This is a genomic window from Fictibacillus sp. KU28468 (genome assembly GCF_026153615.1).
Lineage (GTDB): Bacteria > Bacillota > Bacilli > Bacillales > Fictibacillaceae > Fictibacillus_C > Fictibacillus_C marinisediminis.
On record NZ_CP110666.1, the window covers coordinates 572,006 to 597,596 of the forward strand.

Annotated in this window: 25 protein-coding genes; 20 read left to right on the plus strand and 5 right to left on the minus strand. The window is 48.2% G+C overall.

The genetic code is table 11. The features are described from left to right. Nucleotides 1–56 precede the first annotated feature (56 nt). On the minus strand, nt 57–1,454 hold the full coding sequence (locus tag OKX00_RS02920) for a sigma-54 interaction domain-containing protein (RefSeq protein ID WP_265409352.1): 1,398 nt from the start codon (nt 1,452–1,454) through the stop codon (nt 57–59). A 207-nt stretch (nt 1,455–1,661) separates the two neighbouring features. Here OKX00_RS02920 and OKX00_RS02925 point away from each other — a divergent pair, with 207 nt between their 5' ends. The 5 genes from OKX00_RS02925 (at nt 1,662) to OKX00_RS02945 (ending at nt 6,942) form a co-directional block, all read left to right on the plus strand. Beyond that, nucleotides 1,662–1,844, plus strand: a complete 183-nt coding sequence (locus OKX00_RS02925) for a hypothetical protein (protein WP_265409353.1) — start codon at nt 1,662–1,664, stop codon at nt 1,842–1,844. A gap of 73 nt (nt 1,845–1,917) precedes the next feature. Next, entirely contained in the window at nt 1,918–2,067 is a 150-nt protein-coding gene (locus OKX00_RS02930; RefSeq protein WP_265409354.1) for a hypothetical protein, read from the plus strand. A 289-nt stretch (nt 2,068–2,356) separates the two neighbouring features. Then, nucleotides 2,357–3,058 carry a Cof-type HAD-IIB family hydrolase gene (locus tag OKX00_RS02935; protein ID WP_265410454.1) on the plus strand — a complete coding sequence of 234 codons (702 nt, stop codon included), beginning with the start codon at nt 2,357–2,359 and terminating at the stop codon, nt 3,056–3,058. 21 nt (nt 3,059–3,079) lie between these two features. Next, the gene (locus OKX00_RS02940; RefSeq protein WP_265409355.1) at nt 3,080–3,274 is read left to right on the plus strand and encodes a hypothetical protein; all 195 of its coding nucleotides are present in this window, start codon (nt 3,080–3,082) and stop codon (nt 3,272–3,274) included. Nucleotides 3,275–3,894: 620 nt separating this feature from the next. Beyond that, a complete protein-coding gene (locus OKX00_RS02945; protein WP_265409356.1) occupies nt 3,895–6,942 on the plus strand; it encodes an efflux RND transporter permease subunit in 3,048 nt (1,015 codons plus the stop codon). Nucleotides 6,943–6,985: 43 nt separating this feature from the next. Here OKX00_RS02945 and OKX00_RS02950 read toward each other — a convergent pair whose 3' ends face one another. Both OKX00_RS02950 and OKX00_RS02955 read right to left on the minus strand, forming a co-directional pair. Continuing rightward, the gene (locus OKX00_RS02950; RefSeq protein ID WP_265409357.1) at nt 6,986–7,168 is read right to left on the minus strand and encodes a hypothetical protein; all 183 of its coding nucleotides are present in this window, start codon (nt 7,166–7,168) and stop codon (nt 6,986–6,988) included. A 99-nt stretch (nt 7,169–7,267) separates the two neighbouring features. Then, nucleotides 7,268–7,996, minus strand: coding sequence for a Bax inhibitor-1/YccA family protein (locus OKX00_RS02955; RefSeq protein ID WP_265409358.1), 729 nt, complete (start codon nt 7,994–7,996; stop codon nt 7,268–7,270). Between the two features lie 463 nt (nt 7,997–8,459). Here OKX00_RS02955 and OKX00_RS02960 point away from each other — a divergent pair, with 463 nt between their 5' ends. The 14 genes from OKX00_RS02960 to OKX00_RS03025 all read left to right on the plus strand — a co-directional run bounded on the left by OKX00_RS02960 (nt 8,460) and on the right by OKX00_RS03025 (nt 22,873). Beyond that, nucleotides 8,460–9,989: a 4-hydroxyphenylacetate 3-hydroxylase family protein gene (locus OKX00_RS02960; RefSeq protein ID WP_265409359.1), complete on the plus strand. Its 1,530-nt coding sequence runs from the start codon at nt 8,460–8,462 to the stop codon at nt 9,987–9,989. Nucleotides 9,990–10,044: 55 nt separating this feature from the next. After that, nucleotides 10,045–10,791 carry an IclR family transcriptional regulator gene (locus OKX00_RS02965; protein WP_062237431.1) on the plus strand — a complete coding sequence of 249 codons (747 nt, stop codon included), beginning with the start codon at nt 10,045–10,047 and terminating at the stop codon, nt 10,789–10,791. 32 nt (nt 10,792–10,823) lie between these two features. Continuing rightward, nucleotides 10,824–11,372, plus strand: a complete 549-nt coding sequence (gene nbaC, locus OKX00_RS02970) for a 3-hydroxyanthranilate 3,4-dioxygenase (RefSeq protein ID WP_053356784.1) — start codon at nt 10,824–10,826, stop codon at nt 11,370–11,372. Beyond that, the gene (locus OKX00_RS02975) at nt 11,357–12,400 is read left to right on the plus strand and encodes an amidohydrolase family protein (protein WP_091002523.1); all 1,044 of its coding nucleotides are present in this window, start codon (nt 11,357–11,359) and stop codon (nt 12,398–12,400) included. The genes nbaC and OKX00_RS02975 overlap by 16 nt, the downstream gene beginning before the upstream one ends. Continuing rightward, entirely contained in the window at nt 12,372–12,830 is a 459-nt protein-coding gene (locus OKX00_RS02980; RefSeq protein ID WP_053356786.1) for a RidA family protein, read from the plus strand. The genes OKX00_RS02975 and OKX00_RS02980 overlap by 29 nt, the downstream gene beginning before the upstream one ends. Nucleotides 12,831–12,842: 12 nt before the next feature. Next, on the plus strand, nt 12,843–14,312 hold the full coding sequence (locus OKX00_RS02985) for an aldehyde dehydrogenase (protein ID WP_265409360.1): 1,470 nt from the start codon (nt 12,843–12,845) through the stop codon (nt 14,310–14,312). 358 nt (nt 14,313–14,670) lie between these two features. After that, nucleotides 14,671–15,450, plus strand: a complete 780-nt coding sequence (locus OKX00_RS02990) for a 2-keto-4-pentenoate hydratase (protein ID WP_265409361.1) — start codon at nt 14,671–14,673, stop codon at nt 15,448–15,450. A 15-nt stretch (nt 15,451–15,465) separates the two neighbouring features. Next, nucleotides 15,466–16,374, plus strand: coding sequence for an acetaldehyde dehydrogenase (acetylating) (locus tag OKX00_RS02995; protein ID WP_091002532.1), 909 nt, complete (start codon nt 15,466–15,468; stop codon nt 16,372–16,374). Further along, nucleotides 16,361–17,386, plus strand: coding sequence for a 4-hydroxy-2-oxovalerate aldolase (dmpG, locus tag OKX00_RS03000; RefSeq protein ID WP_265409362.1), 1,026 nt, complete (start codon nt 16,361–16,363; stop codon nt 17,384–17,386). Before OKX00_RS02995 ends, dmpG begins: the two co-directional genes overlap by 14 nt. 33 nt (nt 17,387–17,419) lie before the next feature. Then, a complete protein-coding gene (locus OKX00_RS03005) occupies nt 17,420–18,178 on the plus strand; it encodes a 2-keto-4-pentenoate hydratase (RefSeq protein WP_265410455.1) in 759 nt (252 codons plus the stop codon). Nucleotides 18,179–18,180: 2 nt separating this feature from the next. Beyond that, nucleotides 18,181–18,360, plus strand: coding sequence for a 2-hydroxymuconate tautomerase family protein (locus tag OKX00_RS03010; protein ID WP_265409363.1), 180 nt, complete (start codon nt 18,181–18,183; stop codon nt 18,358–18,360). 578 nt (nt 18,361–18,938) lie between these two features. Next, nucleotides 18,939–20,528 carry a long-chain-fatty-acid--CoA ligase gene (locus OKX00_RS03015; protein WP_265409364.1) on the plus strand — a complete coding sequence of 530 codons (1,590 nt, stop codon included), beginning with the start codon at nt 18,939–18,941 and terminating at the stop codon, nt 20,526–20,528. A gap of 122 nt (nt 20,529–20,650) precedes the next feature. Beyond that, nucleotides 20,651–22,003: an amino acid permease gene (locus OKX00_RS03020; protein WP_265409365.1), complete on the plus strand. Its 1,353-nt coding sequence runs from the start codon at nt 20,651–20,653 to the stop codon at nt 22,001–22,003. A gap of 555 nt (nt 22,004–22,558) precedes the next feature. Then, nucleotides 22,559–22,873, plus strand: a complete 315-nt coding sequence (locus tag OKX00_RS03025) for a hypothetical protein (protein ID WP_265409366.1) — start codon at nt 22,559–22,561, stop codon at nt 22,871–22,873. Nucleotides 22,874–22,902: 29 nt separating this feature from the next. Here OKX00_RS03025 and OKX00_RS03030 read toward each other — a convergent pair whose 3' ends face one another. Together OKX00_RS03030 and OKX00_RS03035 are read right to left on the minus strand one after the other, a co-directional pair. Beyond that, the gene (locus tag OKX00_RS03030; RefSeq protein ID WP_265409367.1) at nt 22,903–24,009 is read right to left on the minus strand and encodes a response regulator aspartate phosphatase; all 1,107 of its coding nucleotides are present in this window, start codon (nt 24,007–24,009) and stop codon (nt 22,903–22,905) included. A 239-nt stretch (nt 24,010–24,248) separates the two neighbouring features. Then, complete coding sequence (locus tag OKX00_RS03035; protein WP_265409368.1) at nt 24,249–24,380, minus strand: hypothetical protein; 132 nt, start codon at nt 24,378–24,380, stop codon at nt 24,249–24,251. A 359-nt stretch (nt 24,381–24,739) separates the two neighbouring features. On the opposite strand from OKX00_RS03035, the gene OKX00_RS03040 reads away from it, so the two are divergent. Further along, complete coding sequence (locus OKX00_RS03040; protein WP_265409369.1) at nt 24,740–25,588, plus strand: endonuclease/exonuclease/phosphatase family protein; 849 nt, start codon at nt 24,740–24,742, stop codon at nt 25,586–25,588. Nucleotides 25,589–25,591 lie beyond the last annotated feature (3 nt).

The window sequence follows — 25,591 nt, forward strand, 5'->3', positions numbered from 1 at the left end:
ACAAGTGTTTAATTCACTTGTGAATTAAACATTACGTATCTTGATTCGTTTCAGAATCAATGATTCGTTTTTGAATCGATATTGTATTTTTTAAGACGGCGAACGACAGTCGGCTGGCTCAGCCCCAGATAGTCAGCCATTTCATAGGTGGACTTGCAGTCTCGGCAGGCACGAAGCAGCCAGTTTCTTTCCACATGTTCCAACGCCTCCCGCAGGGAAGAACTCTGTGCATCGTATTCTGGAACGCCATCTTCCTCCACTTTTTGCGTAAACGGCAGATGGTCAGGCAGGATCGTCTTGTTTTCGAGCGTAACGACGAGCCGTTCCATTAAGTTCTCCAGCTCTCTCACATTGCCCGGCCAATCATACTGCCAGAAGGCTTTAAGCGCAGATGGGTGCATCGTTTTATCGGTATCATACTTTTCGTTGAATTTGTCCAGGAAGGTTTCAGTCAGCTGATGGATGTCTTCTTTTCGTTCCCGAAGCGGGGGAATGCTGATCGGCACCACATTCAATCGGTAAAAAAGGTCATCCCGGAAGGTACCGGCCTTCACCATCGCTTGGAGATCACGGTTTGTTGCCGCTACGAGCCGGAAGTTTACGGTGCGGCTCTTCGTGCTTCCCATTCTGGTTACCTTCTTTTCCTGCAGCACTTTGAGAAGTTTGACCTGAATGGAAAGCGGCAGTTCTCCGACTTCATCTAAAAAGAGTGTTCCTTGATCGGCGAGTTCGATGAGCCCCATTTTTCCTTTGCTGGCCGCCCCGGTAAAGGCGCCCGCTTCATATCCAAACATCTCCGATTCAAAGAGGCTCTCAGGGATCGCCCCGCAGTTTACCTCGATCATCGGCTTGTCTTTCCGGTCACTTCCGTTATGAAGCGCTTTAGCGAATACCGTTTTACCGACACCGGATTCTCCTTGAAGTACGACAGTGGCGTCACTTTTTGCGACTTTGTGGACAAGTCCCCACACGGTTTGCATCGCTTTGCTGTTGATGACCACATCGGATGGCACAATTTCACGGCCGCGAAGCTGTTCAATTTCGTTTTCATAACGCATCATCTTCAGCTGCAGTTTCTCGTATTCGCTTTTCAGTTCTTCAATTTCCGTCATATCATGTGAAAAACTGATGATCCTCTTAATCTCGTTTTCTTCATTAAAGATGGGTACACCGCGGGTCATGATGATCTTACCGGTGCCCGTTTTCTGCATGAAGGTGACCGGCTTTTTCTGCTGGATTACCCTTAGCGTCACGGACGGATTAAAGATTTTCTTCTGCTCGAGCTCTCTGACGGACGTTCCGACAAGCTCCTCGGACGAGATGCCGTACATCTCCTCGCTGTTTTTGACCGCACGCAAAATATATCCCTCGCTGTCGGTAACGATGATATTCTCGCCAGATTCGTTGATGATTCCTTCGATTTCAAGCTCAAGCAGTTCTCGCTGATCTGTCATACCCACATCTCCCTAACTATCGCAACATAATTCTGATAATTAGGATAACATAGATCGGAAGAAATGAGCGAAGAGTGGCTTTAATTACCAGGCTTTTGCACCTGTAATTTCATAAAAGTAACGATATATGTGACTTGGCTCACAACTTCCTTTGAGTACATGATTTAAACTTAGAAGCAGGATAAAAATAGAGATGGAGTGATAATTATGGAAATGACTAAAAATGAAAAAGCAGAAAGGCTGCAGCACGTGCTTGATGAAGCCTTGCTTCCTTTAAAACAGCAATTGGACGTGCTGGAAAAGGAGATGATTTCTGTTCGTGAAAATCAAGAAGAGCTTATAAGAATGTTGAGCGAAAAGGGGCTGTCCAAGAAGTCTGTAAGCTGTTGATTTACGTTCCAGGCTGCTCGCTTTTACCGGCGCGAGCTCCTACTTTCGGGGGGCGTGCGGTGATCTTACCGGCGTGAACGCCTACTTTTTGGTGCAAGCACCGGCGGGAGTCTCACCTGTCCCGCTAGTCCCGCAGGACAAGAAAGGCTTCGGCAGCGTTATATCGCACGAAGAAAATGTGAAATTCATTTTCGAGGAGTCTCGCATCTTCCACTTCAATTAACTTTTCATTGAAGATTTTTCAAGCCAAAAAGGTGCTGCTGAAGGTCAATTTTCAACTTTCCGGACAGCCCCTTTTTTTATCTGTTCCTGGAGCAGCAGCTGTTTAAACAAGTGTTTAACCAGAATGGTTCCTCCCATTCATTCATAGGTATAAGTAGCAGGGGTCTGGCTGAAAAGCCCTAACGTAAGAAATATTGTGCATTTTATGCTAATCTGTGGGTAGCGAAACGAAGAAAGGGATGTTATGAGTGGGAGTGGAACAAAAGGAAATTAAGCTTATTGCCCTGGATATGGACGGAACATTATTGAATGAACAGCTGGAGATCTCTGAAGGGAACCGGCAGGCGATTCGGGAGGCTCAGGCAAAGGGCGTGCATGTTGTCCTCAGCACAGGCCGTTCGCTTTTGACGTGCCGGGACTATGCGAAATCGTTAGAACTTAATTCTTATCTTGTAACGGTAAACGGCAGTGAGGTATGGGACAGCAAAGGCAGCCTTGTCGAGCGAACTCTGCTTCATAACGACCATATCGAGGCAATGATGGAGTTAACGAAAAAACATGGTGCACAGTTTTGGGCCGTGTCGACGGATAAGGTATGGCGCGAAAATTTTCCGGAAAACTGCGCTGAGATGGAGTGGCTGAAATTCGGCTTCAACATTGCCGATGATGAGGTTCGGAAGCTCGTACTCGAGGAACTCTCGAAGAACAAGGAGCTCGAGATCAGTAACTCAAGTCTCACGAACATCGAGGTTAACGCAGTTGGAATCAACAAAGCACGGGCGCTCAACCGAGTGTGCCAGGAGCTTGGCATCACGATGGGTCATGTGATCGCGATGGGCGACAGCCTGAACGATATCGCAATGATTACGGAAGCCGGGGTTGGCGTGGCGATGGGCAATGCTCAGGACGTTGTAAAACAAGCGGCCGACTGGGTGACAGGCACCAACGTGGAAGATGGTGTCGCCCAGGCGATCAGGCATTGGGTATTATAGAGCTTGTAAGCAGAGACTGACTTGAAGGGGATGCTGCCGCATGACGGTAAAAAAGGCGGCGCCCGTAAAAGGACTGAACGCGCCCGTAAATTTAGCGAACGCGCCAGTAAATATTCAATATGCGCCCGTAAATTCGGCGAACGCGCCCGAAAAAAGGTAGAACGCGCCCGTATTCAAAACCATCCGGCAAGCCGCCCGGATGGTTTTTTTACATAGCTCTTTTCTAAAAGCTTGTTGCTAGGCAACATTTTGTAAAAAACCTTAATTGATTGTTGATTGGAGTGCAAGGAGCGAGACTCCTCGAAAATGAACTTCACATTTTCTTCGTGCATAATACGCTGCTGAAGCCTTCCATGTCCTGCGGGGGAAGCGTGGCAGGTGAGACCTGCAGGCGTTATGCGCCGAGAAAGTAGGCGCTGGCGCCGGTAAGGCTCACCGCACGCTCCGCGAAAGTAGGAGCTCGCGCCGGTAAAAGCGAGCAGCCTGAAACGGAAATCAACCACTCCCAAGAGCAGCAAAGATTACGAAAACAGCCTTTTACACATAAGAAAGGTAAAATACGCCTCAAGTCGTATGTGGAAATACAGCCGGAGGACATTATGGAAAAATCGGCCAGCAAGTAAACTAATGTTATGAGATCTTAAAGATATATTTACTTTTTTTGGTTTATATATCCTTAAAATGTAAGTATACTGTATATGGGCATTTTAGTCTGCTTGAAGATTGTGGACAAATGAGGCAGACAGTCCGTCATACATAGGGGAGGATGAACAAACAAAGGGGTAGTTTGTTCTAACAGCTCTATAACAAATTAAATGGGGAATGGTGGGAAACGTATGCAGTTTATAACAAAATGGGCTTTTCGCAATAAAGCGCCGGTGACTTTGCTGGTCATTATCGCGCTAATCATCGGAGCGGTCAGCTATTTCCGTCTGCCGATGGAATTTCTGCCGGAAGCAGATAATCCGCAGGTGAGCGTCGTAACGCTCGGGCAGGGATATGACGCAGGATCGATGACAGACAAAGTAACCGAGCCGGTGGAGCAAGCCGTTGCCGGTGTTAAAGGAAAGTCGTCGGTACTGTCGACCACTGGGGACGGTTTTTCACAGATTACGATCAATTTTGATTCAAAAACGGATATGAAAGATGCAAAAAGAGAGGTTCAGGAGGCGGTCAGCGGCCTGCAATTTCCTGAAACCGTCGGCAAACCGCAAGTATCGCAGCTGAACACTTCCATGATTCCGATCGGCCAGGTTTCTTTAACCTTTGCGGACGGTCTGACAAAGGAAAACATGGAAAAAGCGAAAAAGAACCTCGTTCCGCTTTTTGAAAATAAAAAGAGCCTGGCTCAAGCGAGTATTTTCGGTGAGAACACCCCTCGCGTGACCTTGAAGCTCGATACGAAGAAAATGAAAAAAATGCAGATTCCCGTCAACAGCGTGATGACTGTTCTTCAAGGACAGAATGCATCCGTTGCTGCCGGAGGGGCGACGATTGACGGAAAGAAGAGCACGATCAATGTGACGGATAACCTCACATCCATTAGTGCCCTGGAGAACCTGGCCGTGCCGGTTCAGGCGATGAATCCAAAGGCTCCAGTGATCCATCTGAAAGATATCGCGTCTGTTAAGCGCAAAAACACGGAAAATACAGTGCTTCGCATCAACGGAAAAGAAAGCATGGCCATCACGGTCTTTAAGGAAAACCGTTCAAGTGCCGTGACTGCCAGTAAAGATGTGAAGACTGTTGTAAAAGAAATCAATAAAGACAATCCGGGAGTAAAGGCCAGCACGATATTTACGACCGGTGACATGGTTGAAAACTCCGTGAACAGCATGATGAAGGAAGTTCTTCTCGGTGCTCTGTTCGCAACGATCGTGATCCTGGTGTTCCTGCGAAGAGTAAAGCCGACGCTTGTAACGATTGTTTCGATCCCGCTTTCACTCGCGATCACCCTACTTCTGCTCTGGCTGTCAGGCGTTACGCTGAACATCCTGACGCTCGGAGGGGTAGCTGTAGCTGTCGGACGGCTTGTGGATGACAGTATCGTTGTTGTTGAAAATATCTTCCGAAGAAGCCAAAGCAAAGCATTTACGAAAGAAAACGTGATGGCGGCAACCGCTGAAGTTTCGAGGGCGATTACGTCATCAACCTTGATTACGGTGGCTGTGTTCCTTCCGATGGGGCTTGTGAACGGATCCTTGAAAGAATTCTTATTACCGTTCGGACTTACGGTGACGTATTCGCTGCTTGCTTCCCTTTTAGTTGCATTGGCGGTCGTCCCGTTATTGAGCCAGGGCATGCTGAAAAATATGAAGCTTCCTTCGCATTCGCAGCCAAAGCGTTATTTAAATGTATTAAAATGGTCGCTTAACCATAAATATGTTCCGATCATTGTTGCAATTGTTGTACTTGTGGGCTCGCTTGGATTGTATGTTTCCTTGCCAAAGGGCGCTGTCAGTGCAGAGGATGCCAGCATGGTCGCTGTCGATATGGTGTTCCCAAGCAACACGCCAGTGGACGACATTAAAGAGCGCATGGTTGGCTTTGAAGAGAAGCTTTCCGATATCAAGGGCTATGATTATTTGATCACCCAGTATGGAGCCAGTGAAGACGAGGCGAAATACGGGCAGGTCAGCACTCCAGATACGGTTAAATTCACCGTTGTTATGAAAGAAAAAGGCGGTGCAGATGCCTTTATCAAGAAAGTAAATGAATTGAAGAAAGATGAAAATGGAGTAAACATTACTGCCTCAGCGGGATCCATATTCGGTGGCGGCGGTGGCGGTTCTGCCATCACCTATGACATCAGCGGAAATGATCCTGATGAGCTTTTGAGCACATCAAAAGAACTGATGAGCAAAATGAAAGATGTGAAAGGTGTAAATAAGGTCTCAAGCAACCAGGAAAAAACTGCTCCTGTCTATACCGTCAAAGTAGACACTGAAAAAATGAACACCCAGCAGGCTGCACAGCAGGTGGCTTCTCTTATTCAGCCAATGCCGATCGGATCCATTACGCTGGATGGGAAATCAACACCGGTGCTGCTGAACGCAGGAATCAACCCTTCAAAGGCATCTGACCTGAAGGATCTTTCCATCCAGACAGCCCAGGGTATTCTGCCTCTTTCCAAAGTTGCTCAGATTACAGAGGAAGATAAACCAAGCACCGAGCTTCATAAAGACGGCAAACCGTTCATCCGCATTTCTGCGGAAGTGAAGCCTGAAAAGCTGTCAGTTGTATCCGCAGCTATTGATAAGAAAGTGAAAAAAGTCGACTTGCCAAAAGGCGTCAGCCTGGAGCAGGGCGGAGCGGCACAGCAGCAGTCCAGCGATTTTGCTGATCTTGGTTTGACGATGCTCGCTTCCATTTTAATCGTGTACCTCATTATGGTCATTACGTTTAAAACGTTCCGTGCGCCGCTCGCTATTTTAATGACGCTTCCGCTAGCTTCCATCGGTGCGGTTCTCGGCCTCCTGATTTCAGGCGTTCCAGCTGATCCGACTGCATTAATCGGCGGACTCATGCTGATCGGTATCGTCATCACGAACGCGATCGTACTTATCGACCGCGTGAAGCAGAACGAAGAAACCATGATCATTCGCGACGCGATCATCGAGGCGTGCGGTACACGCTTACGCCCAGTTATCATGACAGCGGTCGCTACGATTTTTGCGATGCTTCCGCTTCTGTTCTCTCAATCCGAAGACGGCAGCCTCGTTTCAAAATCACTTGCTGTCGTTGTTATCGGTGGACTGACAGGTGCAACCATTTTAACGCTTGTCATCGTCCCGGTCTTCTACGAGCTGCTTCATTTCAGAAAATCAAAACGCCAGCGAGTTCAAGTGTCTCAAGATACCTTGCCGTTGAGAGAGAGTATGTAATAATGTGAAAAAGCCAGTGCCCAATGAGGCGCTGGCTTTTTGCTTACTTGTAAATATTCGCGATGACCACACCGGCAACCGCAAGAATGAGAAACACAAACGCCATCCCGGTAGCCTTGGCGCGGTAATATAGAAAACCGGCATAAAGCAAGACAAGTGATACCCCGATGATGAGGATCGGGAAATGAGGCAGCACGTACCGGTTGAATGAGTCGCTGGAAAACAAGATTATCGCCTCTTTTCTGAAGGGGTTATCCTCTAAGGATACACTATCACTAAATGTCTTAGCTAATGACACAAAAAAAACCTGCCGCAGCAGGTTTTTTTAGTTCTTAATTTTGGACAGCAGGCGGAGCATCTCAAGATACAGCCAGACGAGTGTAAGCATGAGGCCGAATCCTGCATACCATTCCATATATTTGGGTGCCCGCTGTTCAACGCCTCGTTCAATAAAATCAAAATCAAGGACAAGATTGAGGGCAGCCACTCCGACGATGACCAGGCTGATGATAATGCCGAATACACCGGTTTCATGGATAAATGGAACATTCAGACCGAAAAGGCGCAGAACAAGATCAACCAGATAAACGAGGGCAACGCCAAGGGTGGCGGACATGACGCCAAGCCTGAAATTTTTCGTGACTTTAATCAAGCCTAATTTGTACACGATCAAAAGCGCAAAGAGCACGCTGAATGTGAGTAGTACGGCTTGCGTCGTAATACCTGAAAACTTCGCTTCATACATGGCACTGATGCCGCCAAGGGCAAGGCCTTCCAGCATTGCGTAAAGTGGTGCTAGAAAAGGTGATGCCTTTGGAACAAAAATGGTGATCAGTGAAACGATGAAAGCCCCGATCACTCCTGCGAGCAAAAGCGGTGCCACTTGTTTTCCATCAAAATATTGATTCCATGTATAAAAAGCACCCGCACATAACAGGACGAGCAGGATGAACGTTTTATTCACTGTCCCCTGAAGGGTCATCGGGCGGTCGATCCCTTGCCCTCTCAGCTTGGAAAACGTGGAATCTTTTAAACTAGGGTTAGAACTCCTCATCACACAGCCTCCTTTTTATTTAAACTATACTAGACGTGGGGAATGGGTTCAATCTGTACCTTTTGCATCTTTGTAATAAGGGGGCATATTTTATGAAAATGATGTGTTTTGCAAGTAAACTATGTAAAGTCGCAAGTAACGGAGCGGTTTTCGCAAGTAAACAGGGTATAATCGCAAGTAATTCAATACCGCACACCCTACAGGCTTTCTCATACCCTCCAGAACCACGCCATTTCGCCAAAAGTTGTCGAACGGTTCCACCCAAAACTTCCAGAATCGTGTGCTAAAATTTACACAACACCTCTATTTTCTACATTAAAAAACTTCAATTCCACCCATTCTACGATTCAAATTTAGCGAAAAAATATCTTAGACTTTCATAATATGAAATTACCTCATTGAGTTTAGAAAGCGCTTTCATCTATAGTGTGGACAGGCTATAGGAAATGAAGGAGGAAGTGCTATGGGAATCCGAACAGGAGCTCAGTATATCGACGGGTTAAAGTCCCGTCAGCCTGAGATTTGGCTGGAGGGCAGGAAAGTGACGGATATTGTCAACGAGCCTGTTTTGCGCCAGCCAATCCTGGAGATCGCGAAGCTGTATGATATGCAGCATGATCCTGATCAGCAGGAAAAGATCACGCATGTTTGTGAAGAGACGGGCGAGCGTGTATCCAACGCGTTTCTCGTGCCGCGCAAGCTTGAGGACGTTATGGCAAGGCGCAGCTTGTTTGAAGCATATGCTAACGCTACGTACGGTCTGATGGGAAGAACACCGGACTTTTTGAACGTCGTGGTCACCGGGATGGCGAGCAACTCCTGGTTCCTGGACAAGTACAATCCGGAATGGTCCGTTAACATTCAAAATTACTACCGATACATCCGGGATAACGACTTGTTCCTTACGCATGCGATCATCAACCCGCAAAATGACCGAAGCAAAACATCGCATGAACAAAAAGATACATTCACTCACCTTGGAGCAGTGGAGGAGACGCCGGACGGCCTGCTTGTTCGGGGAGCGAAAATGCTTGCGACACTTGCTCCAATTACAGATGAAGTCATCGTGTATTCGTTCCCGGGCTTCAAACCGGGAGATGAGCGGTATGCACTGGCATTTGCGCTTCCGATTGATACACCGGGACTCCGCATCATCTGCCGCGAGCCGATGCAGGACGGCAAACGTTCACTGTTCGACCATCCGCTGGCTTCCCGTTTTGAGGAAATGGATGCACTCCTTGTGTTTAATGATGTGCTTGTTCCTTGGGACCGTGTGTTTATCCACAATAACGTGGAAGCTGCGAACTTGCTTTATCCGAAAACAGGGATCGCCCAGCAGCCTGCACATCAGTCAGGCGTTCGTGGGCTCGCCAAGCTGTCGTTTGCTGTGGATGTCGCCTGCCGTTTAGCGGATTCCATCGGGGTTGATGTGTATTTGAACGTACAGAACGATCTTGGGGAACTCATTCAAAGCGTGGAAACGATTCGTGCCTTGCTGCGTGTTTCTGAATATGAATGTGAGGTTACGCCTTCTGGCGAGTACATGCCGGCAGCCGCTCCGCTGGAGACCATCCGCGGCTTGCTGCCAACCTTTTACCCGCGTGCCATCGAAGTCATCCAGATCATTGGTGCCGGGGGATTGCTTATGTCACCGTCAGGTTATGATTTTGAAAATCCGGAGTTAAGAGAGGATATGGATCGTTACTATGTTGGACGTGAAGGCGTTTCGTCCATTGACCGTGTGCGCATCTTTAAACTCGCATGGGATCTGTCAGGAGAAGCGTTTGGACAGCGTGCACTGCAGTATGAACGTTATTACACGGGAGACCCGATCCGAAAGCGGGCCATCTTTTACAACAACCATAAACGCAAGAACGCATTCCCATTGGTGGACCAGGCTTTATATGAGGCAGACCGGGCCATGGAAGCGGCAAAGGCTATCCATTCTGAAAAAGAGGAGGGGATCGCTGACGCTGATACAGTAATGCAATAAGAAATGGCCGGCAGCCCAGAGCTTACCGTTTTAAAGAAGCGAAGGGGGAAGAGATGTGATTGGATCTGTTCAGAAGATTGCTAGAATCTTGAACTGTTTTACGGATGAAGAACCGGTGCTGGGGAACCTCGACATTGCTACAAAGCTTGATTTAAACCCGAGTTCTGTCCACCATCTGCTGCATACCCTGTGCCAGGAAGGGATGCTCATCAAGGACAGCCAGAAAAAATACAGGCTAGGATGGAAGCTGCTCGAATGGGGCAACCGGGTCATGTATCAGAAGGAAATGCTGAGCGGAGCTTTCCCAATTGTGGAAGGGCTCATCCGCCGTTTTAACGGGGCGGTTCATATCGGCATGTTTGATCAAGGAGAGGTCGTGTTCGTCCTGAAAGCCAGCCCTAAAGAAAGCCGGGAAATTCCGACGTATGTCGGTTCAAGAAAGCCTGCCTACTGCACGAGCTCAGGAAAGATTCTATTATCCTCAAACCCTCCCATGGTGAAGGTCACCGTGGAGAAGGGGCTTGTGCAGCGGGCTCCGAATACCATCACATGTGCGGCTCAGCTGCAAACCGAGCTTCAGGAAGTGAAAAAGCGCGGCTATTCCGTGAGCGATAACGAAAATGAACTTGGTTTGTACGGGGTGGCTGCCCCCATCCGCTCCTACTCCGGCCATACCATTGCGTCACTGAACATTGTCGGGGAGCCATTTTATATGCAGGGCCGCGACAGCAAAGGGATTCTGGAGCATCTACTGCTCACGGCTAACACTCTATCAAAAGAGCTTGGATATATCGAAGTCTAGTATTTCTATTAAAAATTCGGGAGGAATACCAAATGACAAAGACGGCTGAACGACTGTTTTCTTTTAATCTGCTTAAATGGATCGAGGAAAATAAGGATGCGTTAAAACCGCCTGTGAACAACAAAGTGCTCTGGCAGGATTCTGAGTTCATCTGCATGATCATCGGCGGACCGAACCGCCGGCGCGATTTTCACGTCGACCCTTCAGACGAGTTCTTTTACCAGATCAAAGGCGACTGCTATGTCGAGTGCATTACGGAAGACGGGGCAAGAAAGGTCGTTACAGTAAAAGAAGGTGAAGTGTTCATGCTGCCTGCGATGGTTCCACATTCTCCTCACCGTGTAGCGGACACGTACGGACTCGTCATCGAGCGCAAGCGTGCGGAAGGAGAACTAGAGGATTTCGTCTGGTTCTGTGATGAGTGCAACCATGAGATGCACCGGGTGACCGTACAGCTGAACGATATTGAAAAACAAGTGAAAGAGGCAATCCATAGCTTTAATTCAGATGCGGAAGTCCGCTTGTGCAAGAATTGCGGCCACCACATGCCGGAAAACGTGGAGGAATGGAAGTGCGAATAGATTTTCACACCCATATCATTCCGGAGAGCTTTCCGGATTTTACGGAAAAATACGGCGGAGAGCGCTGGCCGGTGCTGAACCGGACGTGTGCGTGCGGTGCGTCCATCATGGTGGGTGGCAAAAATTTTCGGGATGTGACGGACCAGGTATGGTCGCCGGAAAAACGAATTCAGGACATGGACCGGGAAGGCGTTGATATTCAGGTGCTGTCCCCGATTCCGGTCACGTTCTCGTACTGGGCGAATCCGGAAGCTGCAACCGAGATGGCAAAGATTCAGAACGATTTTATTGCAGAAACGGCCGCAAAGCACCCGGACCGTTTTGTCGGCTTAGGGACGGTTCCGATGCAGGAGAGTGTAACCGCCGTCCGGGAGATGGAACGCTGCATCAATGAACTTGGGCTGCATGGCATTGAGATCGGAACGAACGTCAACGGCAAGAACTTGGATGATCCGTCATTTCTGCTATTTTTTGAGATGGCAGAAAAATGGGAAGTGCCAATCTTCATCCACCCGTGGGAGACGCTCGGACGGGATCGGATGCCGAACCATAACTTCATGTATACGGTAGGCATGCCGAGTGAGACGGCGCTTGCAGCGGCCTCGCTCATCTGGAGCGGCATTATGGAGAAGCATCCGCGTCTGAAGATCTGTTTTGCGCATGGAGGCGGTTCGTTTCCTTACCTCATTCCAAGACTGGATCAAGGCTGGAACGTCTGGCCGCACCTCAGGCTGACGACTCATCCGCCGAGCCATTATGCCAAACAGTTTTATTTTGATTCGTTAAACTACGATCCGCTGAACATCAAATATATGATGGAGCGGTTTGGCTTCGAGAAAATTTTCATGGGTTCTGATTATCCGTTTTTGCTGCGTGAAATCAATCCTGGCAAGGTGATCGATGAAACGCTCGAGTTAACAGCTGAGCAGAAACGCGGCATGCTTGGTGAGAATGCAGCACGGTTTTTAAATTTGGAACTCGGGAAACGGGGTGCAGTCCTTGCAAACAGTGCAAAATCCGGAGAGTAAGCTGGAAGAGCTCGGGCTGACCCTCGCTCCTGTCCGGACGGCAGTCGGAAACTATGTGAGCTGTGTAAGAACCGGAAGCCTTCTTTTTACATCCGGTCAGGGTGTTGATCAGTATCATGGCAAACTGGGCCGGGAACTAACGATTGAAGAAGGATATTTGGCCGCCCAGCAGTCGATGCTGAATCTTCTCAGTGTCGTGAAGCAGGAGCTTGGTGAGTTGAGCAGAGTGAAGCGTGTCGTGAAGATACTTGGCATGGTGAACTGTACAGAGGATTTTACTGCCACTCCCCAAGTGATGAACGGGGCGTCGGATCTGCTCGTTCAAGTGTTTGGCGAAAAAGGAAAACACGCGCGTTCAGCAGTCGGGATGGCACAGCTTCCGAACAATACGGCGATTGAGATCGAGATGATTCTGGAGATCGAAGAGTAAGGAGGTTCAGATATGACGAAAGAAATGACGGCTGATAAAAAAACACTGAAAGACGCGCTTCTTTTTATTGACGGCGAGTACGTAGAGGCCCGTTCCGGCAGCACGTTCGACTCCATCAATCCGGCGACCAATGAAAAGCTCGCAGCTGTTGCGAACGGAAGTCCGGAAGATGCGGAGCGTGCGATCGAATCGGCCAAGAAAGCTTTTGACAGCGGTGTTTGGAGCAAGATGCCGGTAGAGGAACGCTCTGATATTCTATGCCGGATGTCCGGCCTGATCATGGAGAACGTGGACGAGCTCGCGATGGTCGAAACGCTTGATGTTGGCAAGCCGATCAAAGAAAGCCGTGGATTTGATATTCCGCGGGCCGCTTCCAACTTCCGCTTTTTTGCCGAGATGTCCAAATACATGGTTCATGAACATTACGATAAACAGAACATCATGTCCTACGCTAAATATGCTCCAGCCGGGGTTACGAGCCTCATCATCCCGTGGAACCTTCCGTTCATGCAGATGACGTGGAAAGCGTCGGCTGCTCTTGCTGCAGGCAATACGGTCGTTGTAAAGCCGGCCTCCTATACACCGCTGAGTGCAGTCATGCTCGGTGAGATTGCGAACGAAGCCGGGCTGCCGCCGGGAGTATTGAACATTATTACCGGTCCGGGCAGCACGATGGGCACAGCGATGACGACCAATCCGTCTGTCCGCAGGATCTCATTTGTCGGTGAATCGAATACAGGCAAAACGATCATGCGCAATGCCGCAGAAAACCTGATCCCTGTTTCATTGGAGCTTGGCGGAAAATCAGCGAATATCGTGTTTGAAGATGCCGACCTGGATGAAGCGGTACAAGGATCACTTGATGCGATCTACCGCAACCAGGGGGAGATCTGCTTAGCGGGTTCGCGCCTGTTATTGCAGGAAAGCATCTATGATCAGTTTTTGGAAAAGTTTACGGCGGCTGTTCAGAAAATTAAAGTCGGCGATCCGACCGATGAAACGACAGATATGGGCGCAGTTGTCTCAAAGAGCCATCTCGAAACGGTACATAACTATGTAGAGATCGGGCTAACTGAGGGGGCGAAGCTGGCATGCGGCGGCAAGCGGGTGAAAGCGCTGGAGCATGGTAACTTTTACGAGCCGACGGTCCTTTATGATGTGGACAACAGCATGCGGGTCGCCCAGGAAGAGATTTTCGGTCCGGTTCTTGTGGTTATTCCATTTAAAACCGAAGAAGATGCCATTCGGATCGCCAATGATTCAATGTACGGCCTTGCAGGAGTCGTCTGGACGAACGATATCCGCCGGGCACAGCGGGTGACGGCAGGTGTGGATTCAGGACTGCTCTGGATCAATTGCTGGTATATTCGCGACCTAAGAACGCCTTTTGGCGGCTCGAAAGCAAGCGGGATCGGGCGTGAAGGCGGCCGGCACAGCTTCGAATTTTATACTGAGGCAAAAACGGTCACGATGAAATTATAAGGCTGTTTTCTAAAAGATTTTGCTTTGTTAAGGCTTTTGTTCAAATTACTTCATTGCCAGGTTGATTGGAGTGGAAGGTGCGAGACTCCTCGAAAATGAACTTCACATTTTCTTCGTGCGATAAAAAGCTGCCGGAGCCTTCCTTGTCCTGCGGGACTAGCGTGACAGGTGAGACTCGCGCAGGCGCTTACGCCAAAAAGTAGGCGTTCACGCCGGTAAGGCTCACCGCACGCCCCGCGGAAAGCGAGCGGCCTGGAACGGAAATCAACCACTTCCAAGAGCAACAAAAGTAATTTTAGAGACGAAAGGTGCTAAATGCCTTTCGTTCCTTATTTTATAGAGAAGGGATGAAACGCCAATGCAAAAATTCATAGATCAGCTCGCAGGGGAACTGCTTGAGGCTGAACGCACGACCGTGCCGGTGGCTCCACTGACGGAACGATTTGAGAACCTTACCGTGGAGGACGCCTATCAGATTCAGCTTGCGATCGCCAAAAGCAAGACAGAAGAAGGCCGAAAAGTGATCGGGAAGAAGGTCGGCCTGACGAGCAAAGCAATGCAGAACATGCTCGGTGTGACAGAACCGGATTATGGCCACTTGTTTGATGATATGGCTGTGAAAAATGGAGAGACCGTTAGAATTGACTCCATGATCAAGCCGAGGGTCGAAGCAGAAATCGGCTTTGTGCTGCGAGAAGAGCTGTTTCAGCCCAACGTGACGTTTTTAGATGTACTTATGGCAACCGATTATGTGGTTCCAGCACTTGAGATCATCGACAGCCGCATCGCCGACTGGAAAATCAAGCTCGTGGATACGGTTGCGGACAACGGATCATCGGCAAAGGTCGTCCTCAGTGACAAGAAGAAAACCATTGATGAGGTTGATTTTAGAAGTGCCAGCATGGTTTTATTCAAAAATGAAGAGCTGATTGCAACCGGGGCCGGAGCGGCAGCACTTGGACACCCGGCTCACGCGGTCGCCTGGCTTGCCAACAAGCTTTACGAGTTCGGCATTCCGTTAAAAGCAAGCGAGCTCATTCTGCCAGGTGCTTTATCGGCCGCCATTGACGTTTTGCCAGGAGATACAGTGACGGCAGAATTCGGTCCATTGGGCTGGGTTTCCGTCCATTTTGCATAAGAAAGGAGAAAGGCTATGGAGAAGGTAAAAGCAGCAATCATCGGTTCGGGGAACATCGGAACGGACCTCATGTACAAGCTTGCACGAAGTGAATGGCTCGAACTGACGGCTGTCATTGGTATTGATGCGGAATCAGATGGTTTGAAGCGGGCTAAAGATGCGGGGTACACCACGTTTGATAACGGAATTCAGGGGTTGTTGGAAAACCCTGAGCTTGCGGACATCGTTTTTGATGCAACGTCTGCCAAGGCTCATGTGCGCCATGCAGAAGTGCTGAAGGATCTGGGGAAGTTTGCAGTCGATCTCACTCCGGCAGCACGCGGACCGTTCGTATGCCCTGCGGTAAACCTTGGCAGTTATCTTGATGAATCAAATGTAAATATGATCACGTGCGGGGGACAGGCGACGATTCCTATCATTCACGCGATCAACAGGGTGGCAGATGTGGAGTATGGGGAAATCGTAGCGACGATCGCCAGCAAGAGCGCCGGACCTGGAACACGGGCCAACATTGATGAATTTACGATTACGACCCGCAGAGGGATTGAAGAGGCAGGCGGGGCAGACCGCGGAAAAGCTTTGATTATCATGAACCCAGCCGATCCCCCGATTCTGATGAGAGACACGGTGTATTGTGAGGTTAAAAATATGGACGAAGAAGCAATCCGGCAGTCCATCTATGACATGGTTTCTCAAGTTCAAGCGTATGTGCCTGGCTATCTTTTAAAACAAGAGCCGTTGTTTGAAGACAACCGGGTCACTGTTTTTCTTGAGGTGGAAGGGGCAGGAGATTACTTCCCTCCGTATGCCGGCAATCTTGATATCATGACGGCAGCTGCAGTCCGGGTCGCGGAGCAATACGCCAAACACCGGATGGAACAAGGGAAGTCGCCGGAAAGGATGGGTACCTATGAAACGAAATAGCGAAAAGCCCATAAAATTGACCGAAGTTTGCCTTCGTGACGGCAGCCATGTCATGAAGCACCAGTTCACGGCAGAACAGGTGTGGAAGGCAGCAAAAGCGCTGGATGAGGCTGGCATGCATTACATTGAGGTAAGCCATGGGGATGGACTCGGCGGTTCAACCCTGCAATACGGACGTTCTCTAGTGGATGAGATGACACTGATTGAAACAGCGGTCGAGGCGTGTAAGTCGTCAACAGTTGCGGTCCTCTTAATTCCTGGAATCGGTACGGTTCATGAATTGAAACAGGCTCGTGACCTAGGGGCAGGCCTCGTTCGTGTGGCGACTCATGTTACAGAGGCTGATGTTTCTGCTCAGCATATTCACCTGGCAAGAGAGCTTGGGATGGAAGCCTTCGGATTTTTGATGATGGCTCACTCTGCTCCCGTCGAAAAGCTGGTCGAACAGGCCAGGCTGATGGAAAGCTATGGCGCGCAGGCCGTGTATGTGACGGATTCCGCGGGTGCCCTGCTGCCTCACGAAGTCCGTGAACGAATCAGCGCTCTTCGCCAGTCGCTGGATATCGAAATCGGGTTTCATGCCCATAACAATCTCTCGGTCGCCGTGGCCAATACACTGGTGGCTATTGAAGAAGGAGCGACCCGGATTGATGGCAGTGTCCGCTGTCTGGGGGCAGGAGCGGGGAATACGCAGACAGAGGTATTGCTGGCTGTGCTTGACCGCCTCGGTCTTGATGTGGGGATCGATCTTTATAAAATGCAGGACCTTTCGGAGGATATCGTAGCACCGATGCTGCCGCGTCCGCAGGAGATCAGTAAAGGCAGTCTTGTGATGGGGCATGCCGGTGTCTACTCGAGCTTCCTTCTGCACGCTGAACGGGCAGCTGCTCGTTTCGGACTGGATTCACGGGATATTTTAGTAGAGCTTGGCAAGCGAAAGGCAGTCGGGGGACAGGAAGATATGATACTTGATGTAGCGGCCGAGCTGGCCAAGACCAAACAGGAGGTGTGATTCGTGACAGTAACAAAAAGAGGACAAAATGAAATGGTAGACTATCTTTTGGGCGCAGAACGCGATATCCGGGAAGTCATCAAGCTGACGGACCAGAATCCGGACCTTGCCATAGATGAGGCGTATGATATCCAGCAGCTTTTGATCGAAAAAAAGATGGAACAGGGAGCAGGAAGAGCGGGGATCAAGCTTGGCTTAACGAGCAAAGCGAAGCAGGAGATGATGGGCGTTCACGAGGCAATCTATGGTTTTCTGCTCACGGATATGCTCGCGTACGAATGGGAGCCTGTTCGGTTCAACCAGCTTATTCATCCAAAGGCCGAGCCTGAAATCGCCTTTTTAATGGGTGAGTATCTGCAGGGAACGAACGTTACGGCTGAGGATGTACTGAAGGCGACCAAGTACATAGCACCTGCCATCGAGATCATTGACAGCCGATACAAGGACTTTAAATTCACGCTTGTTGATGTGGTAGCGGATAATTGCTCGTCTGCGAAGTTCATAGCCGGAAGCAAGTGGATCTCGCCTGACAAGTTGGATCTTGCCCATATCGGCATGGTCATGTCCAAAAACGGCGAAGTGGCCACAACAGGGGCTGGAGCGGCCGTGCTCGGGCATCCGGCAGCAGCGGTTGCCTGGTGCGTGAATAAGATGGGAGAGAGGAACGAAGGCCTTAAAAAAGGCGACATCGTCCTGAGCGGCGCTTTATCAGAAGCCATTGCCTTTGAGCCGGGCGACGCCATTATTGCCACGTTTGACGAGCTCGGCAGCGTATCGTTCTCCTGTAAATAGAGATGCCGATCATTCAGGTGCAGATCATTAAAGGCCGATCCGACGAGCAGATTCAGAACATGATTGCGAGTGTGACTGAATCGGCAGCCGGTACGCTGAACGTGAAGCCGGAGCAGGTCAGAGTGCTTGTTACTGAGGTTGAAGGGAAGCACTGGGCAGTTGGGGGAAAAGCGAAAGAGTAATAGATTAGCAGGGAGCCATTCAGCGGTGCTGGGTGGTTTTTTTGTGTGGTTGGTTGGATCAGGTTTGCGCATTTATGGAAAATGATGTGTTTTGCAAGTAAACCTTGTCGAACCGCAAGTAACAGGAGCATTTTCGCAAGTAAACTCTGTCGAACCGCAAGTAACAGCCCCGTTTCCGCAAGTAAAGCGTGTCGAATAGCAAGTAACGGTCTGGCTGGAGTGCTTCCTAACCACAGAAGAGGGTTATTGATGAAGGTTTTGACAAGTTGATCTCTTTTTCAACGCTTCCGCAGGTAAATTTATATGTCTAAATTTATTTTTTATCGTTCGTTACGAAGCCAAATCCCATAAGTACCGCTTGCAGGGGAGAGCTGTTGAGCAAAAAGATTATTTGTTCTTCGAGATTTTCTGATCAATGTAAATGCAGAGTTCTATTAAGTAACACCTAGTATTACTTAATATTTTATGAAAAGAAAAAGGAATATCGTATTCTAAGAGATATCTTAACCCTACTTGTTATATAACAGACTATGTTATAATAGACTAAAATTTCTAATTATTTGTGGAGGGATCACTCGTTGAATGTGCCAATGCTGTTGCCTCAATTTCTTGATCGTGCGGTAAAGTTGTATGGAAAGAAAGCTGCGATAATCGGTGAAAAGCAAACCTATACATACAGTGAAGTGAATAACCGGGTCAACCAGCTTTCACGTGGGTTAATTGAAACTGGAGTTGGAAAAGGAGATCGTGTCGCTTATCTAGCTCCAAACACGTCCGAGATGTATGAAGGATTTTACGGCGTGCTGCAGCTTGGGGCTGTTATGGTACCGCTCAACACAAGGCTAAAGCCGGAAGATTATTTATACATACTGAATCACAGCGGATCAAAAGTACTCTTTGTTGACCATGAACTGGTGAACCAAATCGAGCCAATTCGAGAACAGTTAACGACGGTTGAAGCCATTATAGTGCATGGTCTTGAACGGGCAGGGAACGGTTTAATTCCCTATGAAAACTGGCTGGATCAGTTCGACACAGCCCCTGTTGAACGTCCGGAGATGGATGAGAATGACTTGGCTACGCTTTTGTATACGAGCGGGACGACTGGCAAACCGAAAGGGGTCATGCTGTCACATCGGAGCAATTTTTTGCATGCGCTTACATCTATGCATCATCTGCGGGTTTCCGATCGTGATGTCCTGCTTCATGTGCTTCCGATGTTCCATGTGAACGGCTGGGGCTCGCCTTTTTACTTTACGGCGAACGGAGCGACACAGGTCTTCCTCAAAAAGGTAGTACCTGAAGAGATTTTTAGAAAAGTGAACGATCATGGAGTTTCAGTCATGCATATGGCTCCGACCGTCCTGAATGGACTTCTGCAGTATGCGGACAAGAAAGAGACCGTTAAAGAGGTTAGCAACGTCCGTATTGTCATTGCTGGTTCGGCACCGCCGCCAGCCTTCGTGAAGCGGGTTGAGGAAGAACTGCAGTGGGAGTTTATCCAGGTGTACGGCATGACGGAAGCCTCGCCGCTCATTACGACGTCCATCATCCGGGACACACAGGATCATTTGACGAATGATGAAAAATACCGATTGAAATCGAAAGCGGGATACGAATTTATTGGTAGTGAAGTGAAGGTCGTCAATGAGTACGGAGACGAAGTAGCCCATGACAGCCATGAAATCGGCGAGATTGTTGTGCGCAGCAACACTGTTATGGAAGGGTACTGGAACAACCCGGAGGAAACGAACCATGTCCTCCGAAACGGCTGGTACCATACGGGAGATATGGCGGTGGTCGATAAGGAAGGCAATATTGAGATTGCCGACCGGAAAAAAGACATCATCATTTCTGGCGGGGAAAACATCTCCTCCATCGAAGTCGAGGGTGTGCTGTATGATCACCCAGCTGTTCTGGAAGCAGCCGTTATCGCAGTCCCTCATGATAAATGGGGAGAAACACCGCAAGCCATCGTCGTGCTCCGGGAAGGGTACGAGGCTAGTGAGGACGAGCTGATCACGTTTGCCCGCAGCCGGCTTGCACACTTTAAGGCGCCGACCATTATCGTTTTCGTGGAAGAATTGCCGAAGACCGGCTCCGGAAAGATCCAAAAGGTGCATTTGAGGAAAGCCTACTGGAAGGACCAAGGGCGGCTTGTTAACTAGCGGGCTATGACCGTGGCTGGTTATAAATACAAATGGTGTATTTCTCTGAAAATATGTATAATGGCACTTTAAGCGTTTAAAGCGTTTCATGGTTAACAATGCTAGAGGAAGGCAGGGACAGCATGGAAAAAGATCATCAGGATTTAAAAAAGGGGTTATTGCCGCGTCATGTTCAATTTATCGCCTTGGCAGGGATGATTGGAACGGGGATATTTAAAGGAAGCTCAGACACGCTCAGTTTGGCAGGGCCTAGTGTCGCATTGGCTTATTTATTAGGCGGGGCATTATTATTCATTGTTATGACGGCATTGGCGGAGATGGCCATTGTCTATCCAAATTTAAATGTTCAGAATCTCGTTCACAAAGCGTTTGGCCATCGGGTTTCATTTATCGTCGGCTGGCTTTACTGGGTGCAGTGGGGGATCGTTACGATTGTTGAGATCTTGGCTGCGGGAAGCTTTTTGAAATACTGGTTTTCCTCCACGCCGCTATGGCTGCTGGCTCTTTTCTGTGCCATCTTCATTATTGGAATCAATCTGTTTCAAGTAAAGTACTATGGTGAGATCGAGTTTTGGTTTGCTGGAATTAAAATCGTTGCGCTGACGGCCTTTATCATTTTGGGGGCTTGCATCTTGTTCGGTGTGATTCCGAGCTCGATTGATCAGCCATTAAATAATTACACAGCTCATGGCGGTTTCTTTCCTAACGGGATCGGCGGTATGCTCAGCGCGTTCTTAATCGTTATGTTCTCCTATGGCGGAGCCGAGCTGATCGGAGTTGCGGTAACCGAAACGAAGGATGCACAAAAGGTACTGCCGAAAGTGATCAAAGGAACGGTAGGGAGAGTTGTTATTTTTTATATTCTTCCGATTTTGATCATCTGTGGTCTGATGCCTTGGAATAAAGTATCCCTTGTTGAAAGTCCTTTCGTCCAGGTTTTCGATATTACAGGAATCCCTGGAGCCGGGCACATCATGAACTTTGTTCTTTTAACAGCTGTGCTATCAGCGGCAAACTCAGGGATCTATGCGACGTCAAGAACCCTGTTCTCAATGGCACAAAGCGGAGAGGCGCCTAAAAAATTTCTTAGGGTGTCCAAAAACGGTATTCCGATCAACGGTATCATCATTACGTCCATCTGTATTTTATTTGGGGTGTATCTTGCCTATAGGACTCCGGAAAAGATTATTGGATATATGATGTCGATTCCTGGATTCACGATCCTTCTCATCTGGATCGCCATTTGTCTGGCCCAGTTAAAGCTGCGCCGCCATTATGAGGAAAAGCCATTCTTCCAAGTGAGGGGTTTTCCTTTTACGACGATTCTCGGTGCGGTGCTATTATCCGTAATTTTTATTTTCTTCATCTTCAATAAAGATAACATTATCGGTACAACGGTCTGTCTCGTGATTGTGGGCGTGATCACTTTACTGGCTTTCTTGAGTAAAGTGCCAAAAAGAGATTCGATGGATTAATATAAAAGGCTCTTTTCTAAAAGATTGTTGCTTTTGGCTCATTTTTTTGTAAAAAGACTTCATCGACAAGTTGATTGGAGTGTAAGGTGCGAGACTCCTGCGGGAGCAGCGGGACAGGTGAGACCCACAGGCGCATGCGCCGAGGAGGCTCACCGCCCGCCCCGCGGAAAGCGAGCAACCTGAAACGGAAATCAACCACCCCCAAGAGCAACAAAGGTTACGAAAACAGCCATATAAAAAGAAGCAGCTGGCCTTTTGGCTAGCTGCTTTTTCCTTTAGTCTGCTTCTTTTTGGCTCGAAAAGTAAAACATTCCCTGTGAAAAGAACAATAATCGCCAATGTTTTAATGTCGCCGCCGGCATCGGAAAATAAGATGCCCGCTCCTAAAACGATCGCAAATAATGCGAATCCCATGAAAAACTCACCACCACCAGCTTTTCCTTCCGTTATATCTTTTCAGCAGCGGATTGTCAGCGAATGGAGATACGAAGAGATTTATTTACCACGATATTTTCCAATATTTGTTTATAATGAGAAGGGTAAGGGGGTTATCCCGTGAAAAGAAAGCATTACTTATGGGGATTGATGATTGCCGTTCTTTTATTTGTTCTTCCACCGATTCTGGCTCCTTCCATCCATGATGGTTCTTCTCAAAAATCGGCGATACGAGAATACTTGGTCAATGAGGGCCATCCCTATCAAAGCTTCCTCGCCCGTATTACAAGCAATGGACAGGATAAAAAATACGGGGAAAGATATGAGGTTGCCTGGAACGATTTCAACAGCGAGACCGGAATGACCCCAATCATTTTCTATGTGAAGAAAAATGATAAGGGATATTATGTGGACTCTGCCGGAACGGGCCCTTGATCTAACCACAAAAAAGCAGCTGACACTCGTCAGCTGCTTGTCTCATACATTAGCTTTTGCTTGGCTGTATACGCCATGTGGAAGTATTTGCTCGCTTTTTGGTCGTTCTCGGTGTTGTAGAACTCGGAGGCGAGTTTTTCCGCGTAGTCCTGGACAAATCCCCAGAGCTGGACGGATTGAAAGTATGGAATGGCAGCGGCTGCTGTTTGTTCCAATTGTTCAGCTGAGGAGGACTGGTTGTACTCGCTCAGGATGGAGAAATGGTGAATGTATTCCTCGTTTTGTGCATCTCTTGCTATTTTCAGTCCCTGAATGATCCAGTCGTCGGCAATGTCATGATTCCTGAGCTTGACGTGTTCCCGGGCAATCAGGAAGGTCGTTTTGTAGTCGGTTGCTTTGTCTTCAAACACCTCGGTGAGCTGGGCAATCGCTTTTTCCGAAAGGTTTTGTTCGGCATATAAAAGGCCCAGATTGTAGCGGATCTTAAGTTCGAACGGTTCTTTTTTCAAATTGTATACACGAAGAATGTCCAGGGCGGTTAGAAAATGATGCTCGGCTTCCCGGAACTGTTTTAATGATGTTGAGGCAAGACCGATGATATTTTCGCAGCCGGCGAGTTTCACTTCATAGCCGGATTTGTCTTCAAAGTATTCTTTTGCCTTTATGGCGTGGCGGACGGCAAGCAGAGGCTGACGGGTGTGATAATAAAAGGTAGCGACTTTGTAGTTGAATTCTGCTTTTTCGATATCATCAGGAAACTGGTTTAACATCTTTTCGGCCAGCTGATAGTGCAGCTTGGCTTCGAGATAGTTTCCAGTATCGGTAGCATAGATGGCTTTGAAGAAGTGAAAGTAATAGGATAAGAAATCGTCTGTTTCTCTTTTTTTCTCCACATCCAGTTTGTTCAGGGTGTACCGTGCTTCCCAAAGGTCATTGACAAGGAGCTGGTACCTGAAGCTTAACAAAGAGTAGTAGATAAAGAGAGTCTGTGTGGGGTCCATTTCCATGGTTTCAATCTTTTCATCGATTTCCAGCTTTAATCTGCGGGATTCTACGAGGTTTTGGGAGAGAATTTCACGATACCAGCCGTTTAATAGTTGAATCATCTGTTCCGTGCTCGTCAGCTCTGCTTCCATAACGTACGCCCACCTTTTAGCATAAATTTACAATTTAACACAATGTTAGCATAACCAGTCAACTTAACGATTGAGTAAATTGTCGTAATTACCTGAAAACTTAAGGGTAACTTTTCTACTAATTTTTTACTATACAAGAGAGAATAGTTTGGCAACCCATAAAAAAAGAGGAAAGGAGATTGCTCTCTTTCCCTCTTTGCTGTTTATGTGAATGTCTGGGTGTACAAATCTGCAACCAGTTACCCATTTGTCGTAGAAAATGTCTTTCCGTGTTCCGCATTCGTTACCGCTGAATGATCCGCGATATAGCCGCCAATCAACAAAGCACCAGCCAACGCAATACCTACAAGAGCACTTGCCATTTTCTTCATATTGACACCCCTCAATATTTATTTTTTTCTATGTTTTTGTTTCTGCTGAAGTTTCCCAGGTGCAGGACTTCGAATAATTAAAGCTCCCGGCCTCCTTTTCCTTCAACAATATCTTACAATTTACAACAATAATAGCAAATATTAATAGTTTTGCATTGGGTAAAATGTCGCAATTTACACAATTTTCCCACATAACTTTTTTACTAATTTTTCCTTTCTTAATTTTATCAGTATTGATCGTTGAAAAAACGCTCTGAAAGATAGGCTCATAGTGGTATAGACAACCTGTCGGCAGAATAATACCCTTTAAATGACATCTTAGGGAAGGAAAGGAATGCGAAATGAGAGGAGGAAGGAAAATGAAAAAGCTAGTAGCCTGTATGCTGCTGGTTATACTCTTCGCCGGGCTCTCTGCTCCTTTAGCCGCCAGTGCGGCTGATCAGGGAAATGGGCACAGAGCCAATATCCGCGTGATGAGCTATAACCTGCACTACGGAAACAGCATGGGGAACGTGTATGACCTGAATGCTCAGGCTGAAGTGATCCGTCAGTCGGGTGCCGAGATCATCGGGCTGCAGGAAGTGGATGTTCATTGGAGCAGCCGGAGTTTGTTTGAGGATGATATTAAACTCCTTGCTGAAAAGCTTCAAATGAATTATTTTTTCGCACCAATCTATGATCTGCCGCCGCTGAATGCCGGAGAACCGAACCGCCAGTTTGGGGTCGCTGTTTTAAGCAAGTATCCCATTCTGAAGGCAGAGAACCGTGAGATCACAAGACTGTCTACGCAAGTTCCCAACCCGGTTCCAGCTCCTGCACCAGGTTTTGCTCAAACCTTGATCAATGTTAAAGGGATCAAGCTTCATGTCTATTCCACGCACCTCGATTACCGAGCGGATCCAGCCGTCCGGTCCATGCAAGTGAACGATATGCTCTCTATCTTTTCCGAGAGCTCCCGCCAAAAGATTTTATTCGGAGACATGAACGCCCAGCCGAATGCACCGGAACTAAAGCCGCTTTTCAGCACTCTCCAAGATACATGGAGAAGCGGAGAACCAGGGAGCACGTTTCCAGCGAACAAACCTTCATCCAAGATCGACTTCATTTTCACCTCACCGCGGATTGAATCAAGATCTTCGTTTATTACCGACACACTCGCTTCCGATCACCGTCCTATTATTGCGGACCTGACCATTCCGCGCAGATAAAAC